At 71.0% G+C, this 13,638-nt stretch carries 18 protein-coding genes; 11 read left to right on the plus strand and 7 right to left on the minus strand.

All coding sequences use genetic code 11. The annotated features are described in order from the left end of the window. Positions 1 to 3 precede the first annotated feature (3 nt). Together RBS12_RS17070 and RBS12_RS17075 are read left to right on the plus strand one after the other, a co-directional pair. On the plus strand, positions 4 to 468 hold the full coding sequence (locus tag RBS12_RS17070) for a ribose-5-phosphate isomerase (protein WP_307967339.1): 465 nt from the start codon (positions 4 to 6) through the stop codon (positions 466 to 468). Between the two features lie 11 nt (positions 469 to 479). Next, complete coding sequence (locus RBS12_RS17075) at positions 480 to 1,223, plus strand: GolD/DthD family dehydrogenase (RefSeq protein ID WP_307967340.1); 744 nt, start codon at positions 480 to 482, stop codon at positions 1,221 to 1,223. 149 nt (positions 1,224 to 1,372) lie between these two features. Here the strand turns inward: RBS12_RS17075 and RBS12_RS17080 are convergent, their stop codons facing one another. Beyond that, on the minus strand, positions 1,373 to 2,011 hold the full coding sequence (locus RBS12_RS17080; protein WP_307967341.1) for a TetR family transcriptional regulator: 639 nt from the start codon (positions 2,009 to 2,011) through the stop codon (positions 1,373 to 1,375). Positions 2,012 to 2,110: 99 nt separating this feature from the next. Between RBS12_RS17080 and RBS12_RS17085 the strand changes: the two genes are divergently transcribed. Then, the gene (locus tag RBS12_RS17085) at positions 2,111 to 2,527 is read left to right on the plus strand and encodes a nuclear transport factor 2 family protein (protein WP_307967342.1); all 417 of its coding nucleotides are present in this window, start codon (positions 2,111 to 2,113) and stop codon (positions 2,525 to 2,527) included. A gap of 10 nt (positions 2,528 to 2,537) precedes the next feature. Here RBS12_RS17085 and RBS12_RS17090 read toward each other — a convergent pair whose 3' ends face one another. Then, on the minus strand, positions 2,538 to 3,335 hold the full coding sequence (locus RBS12_RS17090) for a hypothetical protein (protein ID WP_307967343.1): 798 nt from the start codon (positions 3,333 to 3,335) through the stop codon (positions 2,538 to 2,540). A gap of 179 nt (positions 3,336 to 3,514) precedes the next feature. Here RBS12_RS17090 and RBS12_RS17095 point away from each other — a divergent pair, with 179 nt between their 5' ends. From RBS12_RS17095 to RBS12_RS17125, 7 genes are all read left to right on the plus strand, one after another. After that, positions 3,515 to 4,507: an AvrD family protein gene (locus RBS12_RS17095; protein ID WP_307967344.1), complete on the plus strand. Its 993-nt coding sequence runs from the start codon at positions 3,515 to 3,517 to the stop codon at positions 4,505 to 4,507. Next, entirely contained in the window at positions 4,491 to 5,513 is a 1,023-nt protein-coding gene (locus tag RBS12_RS17100; RefSeq protein ID WP_307967345.1) for a beta-ketoacyl-ACP synthase III, read from the plus strand. Before RBS12_RS17095 ends, RBS12_RS17100 begins: the two co-directional genes overlap by 17 nt. Positions 5,514 to 5,553: 40 nt before the next feature. After that, a complete protein-coding gene (locus RBS12_RS17105) occupies positions 5,554 to 5,817 on the plus strand; it encodes an acyl carrier protein (RefSeq protein WP_307967346.1) in 264 nt (87 codons plus the stop codon). Between the two features lie 48 nt (positions 5,818 to 5,865). Continuing rightward, positions 5,866 to 6,483: a flavodoxin family protein gene (locus RBS12_RS17110; RefSeq protein ID WP_307967347.1), complete on the plus strand. Its 618-nt coding sequence runs from the start codon at positions 5,866 to 5,868 to the stop codon at positions 6,481 to 6,483. Then, positions 6,483 to 7,427, plus strand: a complete 945-nt coding sequence (locus RBS12_RS17115; protein ID WP_307967348.1) for a DMT family transporter — start codon at positions 6,483 to 6,485, stop codon at positions 7,425 to 7,427. The genes RBS12_RS17110 and RBS12_RS17115 overlap by 1 nt, the downstream gene beginning before the upstream one ends. Beyond that, on the plus strand, positions 7,427 to 8,578 hold the full coding sequence (locus RBS12_RS17120; protein ID WP_307967349.1) for an FAD-dependent monooxygenase: 1,152 nt from the start codon (positions 7,427 to 7,429) through the stop codon (positions 8,576 to 8,578). The genes RBS12_RS17115 and RBS12_RS17120 overlap by 1 nt, the downstream gene beginning before the upstream one ends. Positions 8,579 to 8,678: 100 nt before the next feature. Further along, positions 8,679 to 9,098: a nuclear transport factor 2 family protein gene (locus RBS12_RS17125; protein ID WP_307967350.1), complete on the plus strand. Its 420-nt coding sequence runs from the start codon at positions 8,679 to 8,681 to the stop codon at positions 9,096 to 9,098. Positions 9,099 to 9,146: 48 nt separating this feature from the next. Here the strand turns inward: RBS12_RS17125 and RBS12_RS17130 are convergent, their stop codons facing one another. From RBS12_RS17130 to RBS12_RS17150, 5 genes are all read right to left on the minus strand, one after another. Next, the gene (locus RBS12_RS17130; protein WP_307967351.1) at positions 9,147 to 9,794 is read right to left on the minus strand and encodes an alpha/beta fold hydrolase; all 648 of its coding nucleotides are present in this window, start codon (positions 9,792 to 9,794) and stop codon (positions 9,147 to 9,149) included. A 1-nt stretch (position 9,795) separates the two neighbouring features. Further along, positions 9,796 to 10,212 carry a helix-turn-helix domain-containing protein gene (locus tag RBS12_RS17135; protein ID WP_307967352.1) on the minus strand — a complete coding sequence of 139 codons (417 nt, stop codon included), beginning with the start codon at positions 10,210 to 10,212 and terminating at the stop codon, positions 9,796 to 9,798. Between the two features lie 41 nt (positions 10,213 to 10,253). Continuing rightward, positions 10,254 to 11,129, minus strand: a complete 876-nt coding sequence (locus tag RBS12_RS17140; RefSeq protein ID WP_307967353.1) for a helix-turn-helix transcriptional regulator — start codon at positions 11,127 to 11,129, stop codon at positions 10,254 to 10,256. Positions 11,130 to 11,283: 154 nt separating this feature from the next. Then, complete coding sequence (locus RBS12_RS17145; protein ID WP_307967354.1) at positions 11,284 to 12,003, minus strand: AAA family ATPase; 720 nt, start codon at positions 12,001 to 12,003, stop codon at positions 11,284 to 11,286. A gap of 2 nt (positions 12,004 to 12,005) precedes the next feature. Then, positions 12,006 to 12,668, minus strand: coding sequence for an NAD(P)H-dependent oxidoreductase (locus RBS12_RS17150; protein ID WP_307967355.1), 663 nt, complete (start codon positions 12,666 to 12,668; stop codon positions 12,006 to 12,008). 141 nt (positions 12,669 to 12,809) lie between these two features. Here RBS12_RS17150 and RBS12_RS17155 point away from each other — a divergent pair, with 141 nt between their 5' ends. Next, a complete protein-coding gene (locus tag RBS12_RS17155) occupies positions 12,810 to 13,517 on the plus strand; it encodes an HAD-IB family phosphatase (RefSeq protein WP_307967356.1) in 708 nt (235 codons plus the stop codon). The last annotated feature ends 121 nt before the right edge of the window (positions 13,518 to 13,638 follow it).

Raw genomic sequence — 13,638 nt, forward strand, 5'->3', positions numbered from 1 at the left:
GCCATGGCTGATCGGCCGTTGCGCCTCGTCGTCGGAAGCGACGACGCGGGTTTCGACTACAAGGAGGTCCTCAAGAACCTGCTCGCGTCCGATGACCGGGTCGCCTCGGTCGAGGACGTCGGCGTCGATGCGGAATCCCACACGGCCTATCCGCATGTTGCCGTTGAGGCTGCGCGCAAGGTCGCCGACGGCGAAGCCGACCGGGCCCTCCTCGTGTGCGGTACGGGTCTCGGGGTAGCGATCGCCGCCAACAAGGTCCACGGGATTCGCGCCGTGACGGCACACGACTCGTTCTCGGTCGAGCGCAGCGTGCTCTCGAACGATGCCCAGGTCCTGTGCATCGGCCAGCGGGTCATCGGAATCGAGCTCGCCAAACGGCTCGTGACGGAGTGGCTCGGCTACCACTTCGACCCAAGCAGCCCGTCGGCGGCCAAGGTCAGCGCCATCTGCGGCTACGAGCAGGATTGAGGGGGACGAACATGGAACAGTCTTTCGCCGGCAAGACCGCGGTGGTGACGGGAGCCGCGAGCGGCATCGGGTACACGGTCGCGCACCACCTCGCGGAGCGGGGAGCCCGCATCGTCGGAGTAGACCTCGGGGAGCGCGTCGTTGAGCTCATGGCAGGCCTGCCCGGCTTAGGTCATCACGGCATCGTGAGAGATTTGACGGACCCGGCCGCTGCGGGTGACGTGTTCGCGGAGATCGTGGAGCGGGTCGGGACGCCGCACATCCTGGTCAATTCGGCCGGTATCGCGCTGCTCGACCCCGCAACGGACGTCCCGGCCGAACGCTGGAAGGCGACGATCGACGTCAACCTCAGCGCGAGCTTCTACATGGCCCAGGCCGCGGGGCGACTCATGATCGAGGCGGGATACGGCCGCATCGTCAACCTCGCGTCGCAGGCGGCCGTGATCGGCCTCGACCAGCACGCAGCGTATTGCGCGAGCAAAGCGGCGATCGTCGGCCTGACCCATGTGCTCTCGCTCGAATGGGCGCGGCGTGGGGTGACGGTGAACGCCGTCTCGCCGACCGTCGTCGAGACCCCGCTCGGCAAAGCCGCGTGGGCCGGGGAAAAGGGGGAGAAGGCGAAGGCCGAGATTCCCGTGGGTCGCTTTGCGCAGCCCGAGGAGGTCGCCGCGCTCATCGCGTTCCTCGCGAGCGATGCGGCCGCGATGATCACGGGGGAGAACGTGCTGATCGACGGCGGATTCACGACCGTGTGAGCGATCCGTTCAGGGGTCACGTTCCGTGGGTTTCCTCCCGTTCAAGAGTCACGTTCCGTGGGTCCCCTACCGTTCAAGAGTCAGCTCCCGTGGGTCACGACCCGCGGGAGCTGACCTTCAGATGGTGGGGTACCCGCGGGAGGTGACTTTTAAACGGGGAGGGCGTCGAGTCCCTTCTCTAGGAGCGCGAACGCCGCGGCGCCCTGGGCGCGCACGGTCCGGCCCACCTCGGCGCCCTTGTGCCCCTCGGACGCGAGGCGCTGAGCGAGGCGCGTCATGGCGCGGTGGACGCCCATGAGGGCGTTCGCGGCGACCCACGGGCCGAGGCCGGGTGGCGCCTCGCCGTCGCGCGCGATGAGCTCCGCGAGGGCGTCGGTCGCGTGGTCGACGATCCGCTGCTCGCGCGCCTGAAGCGTCTGGCTGCCGGCGATGATGCGCGCGGCGCGGGCGACGGCGGCGGTCGCGGTGCCGTCGTCGTCGGCCGCAAGCGCGCCGCGCGGCTCGAGGACGAAGTCCCGGAAGGCCGTGACTGCGCTCGTGCCATCGGGGCGCGCGGCGACGGCCGCGACGAGCTCATCCTCGTAGGCCTGCATCCCGCCGTAGACGAGGTCTTCCTTGCTCGGGAAGTAGTTGAAGACCGTGGCCTCCGAGACGTCGGACGCGCGGGCGATCTCCGCGACCGGGACCCGCTCGAATCCGCGCTTGTCGAAGAGCGCGAGCGCTACGTCGATGATGCGCTGCCGCGTCTCGAGCTTCTTGCGTTCCCTCAGCCCCAGTTGCTCGCTCATGACCTCACCCTACCCTCTTGACCTAGTGCGACTCTATCTTTAGAGTGACTATAAAGATTGAGCCAATCAATCTAAGGGAACAAGCGAAGGGAGAACCACATGGAAACCACGATCACCGAGGAAGCTCTCGACGTCGTTCGCCGCTGGGCCGCAGTCGAACTCGCAGGGGACGTCCCCGCGTACGAGCCGCTCCTCGCCCAGGATTTCCGCGGCGTCGGGCCGGTCGGCTTCGTGCTCGATCGCACGGGATGGTCCCAGCGCCACCTCGGCGACCTCGTCAACGAGGAGTTCGAGATCCTCGAACCGAATGTGCGCTGGTTCGGGGAGACGGCCATCGTCGAAGGCGTGCTGCACCAGCGCACCATCGCTCGCGGGCGGGATGCGAGCGGAGAATTCCGCGTCGTCCTCGTCCTGGTGCACGAGCGGGATTCGTGGGTCATCGCGAACGTGCAGCTGAGCGGCCCGCTCATCGCCCCCGGAGAGATCGCTCCGTTCCTCAAAGACCGCACGGCGTGACGGGAGCGGGCTAACGCCCCTCTTCGCCGAGGCGCCGGAGGTACGTGTCGACGTCGTATGGGTCGCCGCCTGAGGGCGGCGGCCCGTTCCATTCCTGCCCGGGCTTCGCGTCGGGCGTGTCGGGGCGCTCGGGGAGTGGTTCAGGAGTGGGTTCCTGGCGTACGACGCGCACCCGGCGATAATGGCGCTGCTCGAACATCTGCCGGCGCTGTCGCCGCGCCACGGAGAAGCCCATCACGGCCAAGATCAGCAGGACGAAAGGCACGCCGTCCGCGCGGCCCACGCCCAGAATGAGCATGAAGAGGGCCGCGATCCCGAGCCATCTGCCGCAGATGGCGAGGATATTCATGGCCCAGTTGTCCCGCCCGCTGTGCCACAGGGGGCGTGGGTCGACCCGAAGGGCCGCGAGAATCCGCTGAGCCTGGCCGATCGTGAGGCCGCGCAGGCTTGGGCGCAGGCCCGTCTGCTGCCACACGGCCGAGCGCACGTACTCGATCTGGAACGGCAGCGCGGGTGGGGTCCCATCCGGGGCGAGGAGCTCGCGCCACATGTCGGTCGTCTGCGGCGTCACGACGCCCAAGCCCGTCCGGCGCGCGGGCGGGCGAGGCCGCTGGGGCTGGGGCTGGGCTGCGCGGGCAGGCACACCTGGCGCCGCGGATTGCGGCGCGGCGAACGACGACGGCGGGGCGGGCGACGACGGCGGGGCGAACGACGACGGCGGGGCGGGCGCCGCTGGGCGCGCGCGCTCCGAGGAGCTTGCCGGGAAGCGTCCGGGCCTGTGGTGGTAGCGGTAGTGGAACCGTGGCATGAGGACCTCCTCTCGCCGACTCCATTCTAGGCTGGCAGCCCGGCAGGCCGGCAGGCTGGACGGCCGGAGGGAGCCGTTGCCTGTTGGTGCGGACAACACCGTGGACACGCACTGTCTCGCCCGAGAGTTCCCCGCGAGGCTGGAGGGGCAGGCCAAGCCCACCAGCAAGGAGGAACCCCGTGTCCCACGCGGTCACGTTGCATCGGGATATCGACGAGCTCCTCGGAGACGCGGACGGCCGCTTCTTCGGCTCGGGCTATCGCCGGACGCATCCCGCCCTCAAGTCCCTTGTGATCACCCACCGCGCGGACGCCTCTTCGGCCCGGGCCTCCGGCTCGCTCGGAATCGCGGGCACATGGTCCGCGAAGGGCGGCGTGGTCCAGCTGCCGCATCTGGGCACGACCGACGTCATCGTCCTGGGCATGCGGCTCGCCCAGGCGCTCGTCGCGAGCCGCTACGCCCCGCGGGCGTGGTCGAAGGCCACGGTGAGCAGCCTCGCGATCCGCGCGGGGAGCGCCCCGACCGAAGAAGGGCTCGGGGACTTCGAGTGCGCCGCGAGCCTCGCGCCCACCTCCGGAGGCTCCGCCCTCGTAGCCCAGATCGGCTCGATGGGGCTCAGGGTAGAGCTGCTCCACGGGCCGCTTCCCCTCGGGCTCGCGGGCATCGAGGCGCCAGACGAGGCCGCCCTCGTCGGGCCGGCGTCCGCGCGCGTGTACGGGACGCGCTGGTCCGAGCGCCGAGTCGAGGTGCGCGATGTCGTCGTCGATGCAGAGCGCGTTCGCGCCTCGGCTATCGTGGGCCTCGGCGGCTCGCCGGTGCCCGCTGACGGCGAAGGCCTCTGCTTCGTGGACCAGTTCGTCGCGGCGCTCCAGCTCGGCCAAGTGCTCCTCTACCGCCTCGACAGCCTGGACCGCGCGTCAAGCGACACCCTATGGATGCGCTCCACCCGTTTCACGTGCACGGGCGCCCCGCCCGCGAGCCCGGCACCCCTCTCCGTGCAGCTCGAAGGTTCCCGCCTGCTCTCCAAGGACGGAGGCCACTGGCGGTGCGCCGACGTCGTCGGACGATTCGGGGGAACCGAGCTGCGCTGCTCGGTGGCCCACCGGATCCCGTCCACCTCGTCCACCGGACGGACGGAAGAGGGGGAAGCTCAGCATGATCAGCAGCCATGAGCAGGCAGGCGCGTCGTCTCGGGGCGCGCGGCGGGCGGTCATCCGGGGCCTCGGAGCGGCCCTCCCTGCCAAGGTGGTGACCAACGACGACCTCTCGCGGGTGCACGATACGAGCGACGAGTGGATCCAGCGCCGCACGGGCATCCGCGAGCGGCGGCACGCGGCGGACGGCGAACAGACCAGCGACCTCGCGATCCTGGCCGCCCGGCGGGCCCTCGAAAGCGCCGGGGCGGAGCGGGCCGAGCTCGTGGTACTCGCGACGACCACTCCGGACAAGGTGTGCCCCGCCACGGCCCCCAAGGTGGCCGCCGTGCTCGGCCTCGCGGGCGTGCCCGCCTTCGACGTCTCGGCGGTGTGCTCGGGCTTCCTCTACGCCCTGGCCACCGCGGCGTGGGCCATCGAGTCGGGGAGCATCCAGTCCGCGCTCGTCATCGGCGCGGAGACGTTCACGCGCCTCCTCGACCCCGTGGACCGGACGACGGCGGTCATCTTCGGCGACGGGGCGGGGGCCGTCCACCTCGAGTCCGGGAGCGAGGCCGAACCCGGCGCCGTCCTCATGACCCGGCTCTACGCGGACGGGACGGACGAGGAGCTGATCCACGTGCCGCAGCCGGACGACGGGGCACAGGGCTCCTACTTCCAGATGAACGGCCGCGAGGTCTTCACGAAGGCCGTCGAAGCCATGTCCGCCTCGGTCGACTCCGTCCTCGGCGAGATCGGCTGGCGGCGCGACGAGGTCGATGCGCTCATCGCGCACCAGGCCAACCTGCGCATCCTCACGGCCGTCGCCCACATCGCGGGCCTCGAAGCGGCCGACGCCGAAATCCACCTTGACCGGGTCGGCAACACGTCCGCCGCGTCGATACCCCTCGCCATGGCCGCCGCCGCGGCCGCCGGCCGACGGCGTCCCGGGGATCGCGTCGTCCTCACCGCCTTCGGCGGCGGGACCACCTGGGGTGCCGCGGCCCTCACATGGCCCGAGCTGGCCGTCATCGATCCCCACTGACCTTCCGCACGCACCTCGTGCGCAACACCAGGAGAATTCCATGCCCATCACCGCAGCCGACGTCACGCAGGCCATCGCCGCGACCATGGACGAGTACGCGTCCCTCGGACCCGAGCAGTCCTTCGTCGAGGCGGACATCGACTCCCTCTCGCTCGTCGAGGCGGCCGTCATCCTGACCAACCGCTTCGGCGTCCGCGTCGACGAATACGAACTCGCCGAGGCGGGCACCGCCTCCGCCACCGCACAGCTCATCCAGAGCCGCCTCGACGCGCTCCGCCGGACGCCCACCATCGCGGCGTCCTAGCCCGGACTCGAGCCTCCCACCTGCCAACTCACTCCAAGGAGAACTGCCATGGCTTCACCCGACGTGCGCATCGCCGTCGTCTACTACTCCGGCTCGGGACACACCGCGGTCCTCGCCGAGGCCGTCGAGCGCGCCGCAGCCGAGGCAGGCGCCGAGACGCGCCTGTTCCGCGTCGACGGGCTCGCCCAGGAGTCGTGGGACTTCCTCGACAGCGCCCACGCCATCGTCTTCGGGGCCCCGACCTATATGGGCACCGCCCCCGCCGCGTTCCACGCGTTCGCCGAGCTCACCCCGGGCCGCTGGCTCCAGCAGTCGTGGAAGGACAAGCTCGCGGCCGGCTTCACGAACGCCGCGTGCAAAGCCGGGGACAAGAGCTCGACCCTCGACTATTTCGCGACCTTCGCGGCCCAGCACGGCATGAACTGGATCAACCTCGGCCTCCTGCCCGGCTGGAGCAGCGTCACCGGAAGCGAAGACGATCTGAACCGCCTGGGCTACTTCAACGGCGCCGCGGCGCAGAGCCCGTCCGGGGCCGGCGTCGAGGGCGTCCACCGCGCGGACGTCGCGACCGCGGCCCACCTCGGCCGCCGCGTCGCCGAGCTCGCCAGGGTGTTCGTCGCGGGTCGGGCCGCGCTGGACGAAGAGCTCGTCGGGGCCTCGGCCTGATGGCGGAGACGACAGCCGCAGCCCGCACCGGGACCGCGTGGACGCTCGCGCGCACGGCGCTCGGGCCGGCCATCGGCGGCACCACCTACCTTGCGGCGCAGTATCTGCCGCTAGCACCGTACTGGGACGCCGCCATCCGCTCGATCCCGGCCGGCATCCTGCTCCTCGTGTTCTGGCGCGGAACGCTCCGCGGCGTGTGGTGGGGCAAGGCGCTCGTCATCGGGACGCTCAACATCGGCGTCTTCTTCGGGCTGCTGTTCGTGTCGGCGCAGCGGCTCCCCGCGGGCGTCGCGGCGACCCTCGGGGCGCTCGCGACGCTCGTGGCCCTCGTCGCCGCCATCCCGATCTTGCGCGAACGGATCAGGCCCATCCAGTTCGCGGGGGGCCTCGTCGGCGTCGTCGGCGTCGCCCTGCTCGTGCTGCGCGGGACCGCCGCGATCGATCCCCTCGGCGTCGCCGCGGGACTCGGCTCCGCGGCGAGCCTCGGCATCGGCCTCACGCTCTCGCGGCGCTGGGGAAAGCCCGCGGACCTCCACGGCCTCGGCTTCGCCGGCTGGACCCTCATCCTCGGCGGGCTCGTGCTCGTCCCGGTGGCGTTCCTGCTCGAGGGGCCGCCGCCCGCCTTCACGCTGCCGCAGCTCGGCGGGATGGCGTACGTGTCGATCGGCGGATCGGCCATCGGGTACGGGCTCCTGCTCACCGGGGTCCAGAAGCTCCCGATGTCCCTCGCCGCGCCGCTGCCGCTCATGAGCCCGCTCGCCGCGGCGCTCTCCGGATGGCTCATCGCGGGGCAGGTCCTCGGCGGGCTCCAGATCCTGGGCGCGTGCCTCGTCGGCGCCGCCGTCCTCCTCTGCACGCTCAGGTTCCGACGGCCGCCCGCCGTCCGCGAGGCGTCCAGAACCGAATCGGCTGTGACCAGTGAAGCACCGGCAAGGAGCAGCTGATGGCGCGAACTGCGGATGTCGAGGTGCTCATCGTGGGGGCTGGCCCCGTCGGCCTCATGCTGACCTGCCTCCTGCGGCGGCGCGGCATCAGCTGCGCCGTCGTCGACCGGCGGACGGGAATCGATCTGCGTCCACGGGCCATCACGCTCCACCGCACGGCCATTGACCTCTTCGCGGGGCTCGGCCTTCTGGAAGCCCTCCTGCGGGTCTCGATACCGATGGATCGGATCTCCTTCCACGCCCAGGACGGGCGCGAGTTCGTCGGGAGGCTCGCCGGCCAGGGCGGAATCGTCGACGGATACCTCAATACGCTCCAGCCCTCTTATCAAGCGCTCCTCCTCGAGGAGGCGCGGAGGCTCGGCGCCGAGGTGAGGCTCGGAGCCGAGGTGGTCGGGCTGGCCCCGTCCGAACACTCCGTCAGGGCATTCCTCGGTTCGCCCCGCGGCGGGCAGATCATGGACGCCGCCTTCGCGGTGGCGGCCGACGGCGCGACGAGCACCGTGCGCCGGCTCCTGAACGTCGAGATGGAGGGGAAGGGGCCGACGCGTTCTTACGTCCTCCTCGAAGGCGACCCCGTGCTTGCGCCCCCCGAGGGCGAGACTGGGCTCTACGTCGGCGACGCGGGCATGGTCACGCTTGCACCGCTTCCCGCGGGCAAGGTAAGGATCGCCGGTCCCGCCGATGAGGGATTGCGGATCGAGCGAGGTGACGAGATCAGCGCCGCCTCCGCCGCCGCGCTCATCGATCGCCTCGGATTCGGGCAGCGGCTGCTTCTCGCGAGGGCCGACCGCGTCACGCACTACACGGTCCGGCAGCAGGTCGCGAGCCGTTTCGACCACGGCCGCGTGCTCCTTGCCGGGGACGCGGCCCACCTCAACGCGCCGGCCGGCGGCCAAGGAGTCAACCTCGGGTTCGGCGACGCCGAAGCCCTTGCGTGGCGTATCGAGGCGGCGCTTGGCGCCTACGACGCGGGGCTCTTCGGCTCGTACGACGACGAACAGCGTCACCTCGCCGCCTCGACGATCGAGCAGGCCGACGTCTTCCCCATCGTGCAGGCCATCCGCGAGCACAGCACGCTTTCTGACCGGCACGCTCAAGCACTTCTCGACCAGCGCGCCATCGCCTGGACCCAGCATCGGGCGGCGGCCTAGCCCCGCTCCGGGCATCGTGCTGGCCACCGAGCGCGGCCCGGAGGAGCCACCCACTGACCCGGGCCTGCATCTGCAGGCTCCCGATCACACAGGAGAAACCATGACCTTCCCCGCAATGCCTCCGGCCGTCGCCGAGTTCTACCGCGGCTCGCAGATCCCCGACGCGGACCTGTGGGCTGGCGCCTTCGCGGCCGACGGCGTGTTCCACGACCCGGTGGGCAGCGAGCCGATCGTCGGGCGCGAGGCCATCCGGGCCAAGCTCACCGCGGTCATCCCCAAGTTCCCCGGCTTCTACGGCCTCACGCCGCTCACGGCCCACACGGTAGCCGGCAGGACCGCCGTGGGCTGGACGGGCGCCGTCGTGGCCGCGAACGGCAATCCGATCAACTGGTCCGGGATCACGATCTTCACGCTCGACGAGGACGGCCTCATCGCGGACGCGGCGGCGTACTTCAACCACGATGTGTTCGTGGCCCAGCTCAACGGGAGCTCGCTCCTGGGCGTTTCGCCCGCCCATTGACCCCAGCAGGCCTCGACCGGCTGCAGGCACCTGTCCGGCAGCCGGGCGTCATGCTGCCCGGGCCGGGACGTAGCGGGCAATGGCCGCCGGGAGGGCACGGCTGCGGCGATGGAAGAGGTGCCCGCCGGTCACGAGGAGCCGCTCGGGCCGTGTGAGGCACCAGCGCTCCCAGTCCCACACGTCGCGCGCGGCGACGACTTCGTCGTCGTCCGCCGCAACGAGCAGGACGGGCGCCGCGAGCGAATGCTCCCGAGCGGCCTCCCGGCCGCCGTACGCGTCGAGGAGCGCCAGATCCGCCTCGAGCACCTCGGCGGCGCGCCGCCCCGACGCCGCGGGGAGGCCTGGGCGCGGCACCGCGCGCGGCCGGCGCATAGGATCCGGGGAAGCGCTCGCGGCGAGGACGACGGCGGCAGGCGGCAGGCCCGCTCGCTCGAGCAGGAGGGCGGCCTCGTAGGCGAGGACGGCACCCATGCTGTGGCCGTAGAGGACGACGCCGCCGCTCCCGAACTGCGCAAGGCCCTCGGCCATGGTCGCGGCGAGGTCCGCGAGCGAACCGTGCCGCGCGCCGCGATACCCAAGCAGCTCGAGCCGTGCTTCGGGAACGGACCACCCCGCGAAGCACGCGGTGGTCCCGCCGGCGTGGTGGATGCAGGCGACGACCGCCTCGTCGTAGACGCGGGGCATCGCCGTCGTCATGTCAGTGGACGACGGCAGACGTGGCCTGCTGGCGGTCGTGGGACATGCGGCTCCGGGCCACCGCGTCCATGTTCGACTCGGACCATGCCTTCATCGACTCGATGAGGGGAAGGAGCGAGCGGCCGAGACCCGTCAGCTCGTAGTCGCTGCGCGGCGGGATGCTCGGTGTCGTGGTCCGCAGGACCAGGCCGTCGCGCTCGAGCGCCCGCAGCGTCGAGGTGAGCATCTTCTGGCTCGCCCCGACGATCTGCCGCCGAAGCTCGCTGTGCCGACGCGAGCCGCCGGCGAGCTCGAGCAGGATGAGCGTCACCCATTTGCTGCTGATCGCCTCGAGGAGCTGCCGCGCGGGGCAGCCCTCGAGCATGGCGTTGTAGTCCTCGTATGCGGCCTGGCGCTTCTGCTCCGCGGTCAGTGTCACGTTCGCCCCCCGATGGTGTGTCCACACGTACCACTCGGATCTTAGCCCGCGCCATGGGCCGTCCGCCCCCGGATGTCGTCGGAGGACGCCGAGAGCCAGCGCTCGAGCTGGGCGGCCGTGCGTGTCCCGGCGCGGGGGAGGTAGGTGTAGAGGCGCAGGGGCGAGTCGCCCTGGCTCATCGAGACGGGCTCGAAGCTCAGCATCCCGAGCGTCTCGTGCTCGAACACGATGTCCACGCGGTAGGTTTCGCCGACCATGTGCCGATCCCAGTACTCGCGGAACAGGGAGGAGCCTGCGCGAAGCCGGGCCGCCATCTCGTCGAACTCGCGGTCGTCGGGGTAGCGGGCGGTCTGGGCGCGGAACTGCTCGACGAGCGAGCGCCCCATGAGCTCGCGGTGGACGTATCGCCCGGCTACGCCCGGTTCGAGGAAGAAGCGTTCGAGGCAGCTCTCGCCGACCTTCGCGTCGAAGCATTCGCGCGCGAGGCGGTTGGCAGCCACGACGCGCCAGTATGGGTCTGCCGCGTAGGCCGGGGCGGCTGTCACCTCGATGAGGGCCTCGAGCCGGGCGCGCTCCGCGTCGACCGGGAACTCGGCCCGCGGGGGCCGCCGGGAGAGGCGGTGCATGTAGCGGCGTTCGTCGTCGTCGAGCCGCAGGACGTCGGCGATCGCCTCGAGCACGTCGTCGGACGCCCCGATGGCGCGGCCCTGCTCGAGCCACGTGTACCACGAGACCCCAACGTTGGCCATGACGGCCACCTCTTCACGGCGGAGGCCCGGCGTCCTCCGCCGTGCCGAGCGGGGCAGGCCGAGGTCTTCGGGGCTCAGCAGCCCGCGCTTGGAGCGGAGGAATTCCCCGAGCCTCCGATGCCGCTGGGAGGACGACGACGATCCGTCCGAGGTCTTGACAGCTTCCATTGCTTCCCCCTTCGCACTGCTCTTGCACGCAGCGGCCCGGCCTGCGCCGCGTTGCGCGTCGCGGACCGGGCCGCCGTCGTCGTGCACACCGCTCCTGCGGTGCGTGATCCGGCAGCGAGTGCCGGAGTGTGCCCTGCCGTTAGGCAGAAAGCCGTCAGGCAGAGATCGTGGAGCGCTCCTCCTCCGGCCGGACGTCGAGCGCCGCGTACTCGGCGGCGGCGAGCTCGATCGCGTCCTCGGGCCGCATCCTGACGGCGAGCCCGAAGTGGGCGGCCACCTGGAGCAGGCGCTCCTCGACCGTCCCCGACACGACGTGGAAGGGAATGCCGAGCTCGTCCATCGTCGTCTGGAGGATCTCGTCGGACATCGTCCGGAAGTTCTCGTTGACGGGCCGGTGGCCGTCGGCCGAGAGGGGAAGCTCGTGGCGCAAGTGCACGAACGCGTCGAACGACTTCCGCACGTGGAGCTTGAAGCTGTTCCCCAGGGAGGCCATGACCTCGCCGAAGTACGCGAGCTCCGGGGTGAGCTCTACACTCTCGCCCGCGGCGAGGTGGGCTGAGCTGTTCGGGTTGAGCCCGAGCCGCACGCGCACCGAACCGTAGATCCATTCCTGCAGCGATGAGCCGTCCGAGACGAAGCCCGTCTCCGCGAGCTGCGACTCGTAGACGGCGCGCTCAACGTGCCGCGTCACGATCATCTGGATGAGTTGCGTGGCCGTGCACTGCTCAAGGGTCTTCCCGGGAGCGGCCTCGGGCAGGATCTCGCGCATGGTGCGCGCCTTCGTGCGCGGAAGGCCCGTGTAGTGCGAGAGGGCCATGGACGTAAAGGTCTTGCCCGAGGAGTAGGTCCCCGAGATGCCGAGCCGCAGCGCCATGGTCAGTCCCTCACGAGGGCGGATTCGAGGCGCGCCGCGAAGCGTGGGGCGTGCGCGGCGAGCTCCGCCTCCGCGACGAGGCGCGTCGCCTCGGGGTCAGCGTTGAGAACGGTCGGAGCGAACCGGATGTGGGCCGCGTCCTCGATGCCGACGAACTCGAGCCAGTCCGCGAAGAACGTGCTCGAGTAGTCCGAGCCGAAGGCAGGGTCGATGCCCGGCGTGAAGACGCCCGACGTGTGGATCGCGACGGCGTGCTTGTTCTCCATGAGGCCGCGGTACCCGGTCTCCGGGTCGAAGCCGAAGCTCCAGCCGGGCTGGGTCACAATGTCGACCCACTGCTTGAGCGCGTAGGGGACGCCAGCGTTCCACATGGGGATGTTGAACACATACGCGTCGGCGGCCGCGAAGCGGTCGAAGACCGCGCGGGCGTCCTCCCATGCGCGCATCTGGGCGGGGGTCTGGTCCTGCCCTGTGAAGATGGCCATCTTGGCCTGTGCGGCCGTGGTCCCGAACTCCGGCAGGACGCCCTGGTCGAAGAGGTTGAGGGTCTCGACCTCGACACCCGGGGTGTGCTCGCGCACGGTGTCGAGGAAGAGGCGGGCGAGCTGGAGCGACTGGCTGTGGGCCTCGCGGGGGCTCGCGTTGACGTGGAGGATCGAGGGCATGGGTCTTCCTTTCGAACGCCAGTGGGTCCCTTCCATCGTTCCCACTCGTTCGGGAGCAGCGGAAGAAGGCACTTTGAGGTGCCCCAGGCACTTCGAAGTACCCTCCTGCGCGGCCTTGCGGAGTCGACTAGGCTCTGGGCCGTGCCGCCCAGAGCCTCCACCCCGCCGCCGCGCGAATCCTTTCCGCAGGCCGTCTACGCCGACGTCGACGGCACGATCACGCGGTACACGACGATCTTCGACTTCCTCCTCTTCGACGCCCGCCTCCGCGGCGTCGAGCCCGAGGGCCGTGCGTTCCTCGCCTCGCTCCGCGAGCGGGCCGCGGCCGGGGAGCCGCGAACGGCCACGAACACGCACTACTTCACATGGTGGGCCGGGCGGGCCGCGGACGACGTCGACGCCGTCGCCCACGCGTGGGCCGAGGGCCTCGGCAGGCGCGACGGGCTGTTCCACGAGGGCGTGGCGCTCCGGCTCGAGCGCGCGCGGCTCCAGGGGTCCCGGCTCGTCGCCGTGACCGCGTCCTTCCGGCCGGCGCTGAGACACGTGCTCGAGCGTCTCCCCGACCTCGAGCTGCTGTGCGCCGAACTCGAGACCGGCCCGGACGGGCGCTACACGGGTGCAATCGACGCCCCTCTCGTCGGGGACGCCAAGGCACTCCGCGTGCGAGCCCACGCCGAGGCCTTTGGCATCGAGCTCGCGCGGTGCGAGGCCTACGGCGACCACCCGAGCGACCTGCCGTTCCTCCGGGCGGCCGGCTGGGCCTGGCTTGTCGGGGCCGACGGCGAACTCGTCCCTGTGGAGAGCTCCGCCGAAGGAGCGGCCCGCCGAGTGGACGGCCGGGTACTCTGAAGGGGTGAAGGCACCTCTGGACGTCGTTGCCGACGAAGGCGAGATACAAGGGACGCGCTCCGCTCCGCGCGTCCTGCCCCTGATTCCCTGACGCTCCACGCGTCACGGCCACCCTCCGGGA

The sequence above is a fragment of the Sinomonas sp. ASV322 genome, assembly GCF_030908245.1.
Classification (GTDB): Bacteria; Actinomycetota; Actinomycetes; order Actinomycetales; family Micrococcaceae; genus Sinomonas.

Bases quoted from the DNA above. Each gene is read 5' to 3' on its own strand.
- RBS12_RS17150 (WP_307967355.1), bottom strand. From the start codon at position 12,668: ATGCCCTCGATCCTCCACGTCAACGCGAGCCCCCGCGAGGCCCACAGC.
- RBS12_RS17085 (WP_307967342.1), top strand. From the start codon at position 2,111: ATGGAAACCACGATCACCGAGGAAGCTCTCGACGTCGTTCGCCGCTGG.
- RBS12_RS17075 (WP_307967340.1), top strand. From the start codon at position 480: ATGGAACAGTCTTTCGCCGGCAAGACCGCGGTGGTGACGGGAGCCGCG.
- RBS12_RS17120 (WP_307967349.1), top strand. From the start codon at position 7,427: ATGGCGCGAACTGCGGATGTCGAGGTGCTCATCGTGGGGGCTGGCCCC.
- RBS12_RS17125 (WP_307967350.1), top strand. From the start codon at position 8,679: ATGACCTTCCCCGCAATGCCTCCGGCCGTCGCCGAGTTCTACCGCGGC.
- RBS12_RS17145 (WP_307967354.1), bottom strand. From the start codon at position 12,003: ATGGCGCTGCGGCTCGGCATCTCGGGGACCTACTCCTCGGGCAAGACC.
- RBS12_RS17080 (WP_307967341.1), bottom strand. From the start codon at position 2,011: ATGAGCGAGCAACTGGGGCTGAGGGAACGCAAGAAGCTCGAGACGCGG.
- RBS12_RS17115 (WP_307967348.1), top strand. From the start codon at position 6,483: ATGGCGGAGACGACAGCCGCAGCCCGCACCGGGACCGCGTGGACGCTC.
- RBS12_RS17070 (WP_307967339.1), top strand. From the start codon at position 4: ATGGCTGATCGGCCGTTGCGCCTCGTCGTCGGAAGCGACGACGCGGGT.
- RBS12_RS17140 (WP_307967353.1), bottom strand. From the start codon at position 11,129: ATGGAAGCTGTCAAGACCTCGGACGGATCGTCGTCGTCCTCCCAGCGG.
- RBS12_RS17110 (WP_307967347.1), top strand. From the start codon at position 5,866: ATGGCTTCACCCGACGTGCGCATCGCCGTCGTCTACTACTCCGGCTCG.
- RBS12_RS17100 (WP_307967345.1), top strand. From the start codon at position 4,491: ATGATCAGCAGCCATGAGCAGGCAGGCGCGTCGTCTCGGGGCGCGCGG.
- RBS12_RS17105 (WP_307967346.1), top strand. From the start codon at position 5,554: ATGCCCATCACCGCAGCCGACGTCACGCAGGCCATCGCCGCGACCATG.
- RBS12_RS17090 (WP_307967343.1), bottom strand. From the start codon at position 3,335: ATGCCACGGTTCCACTACCGCTACCACCACAGGCCCGGACGCTTCCCG.
- RBS12_RS17130 (WP_307967351.1), bottom strand. From the start codon at position 9,794: ATGACGACGGCGATGCCCCGCGTCTACGACGAGGCGGTCGTCGCCTGC.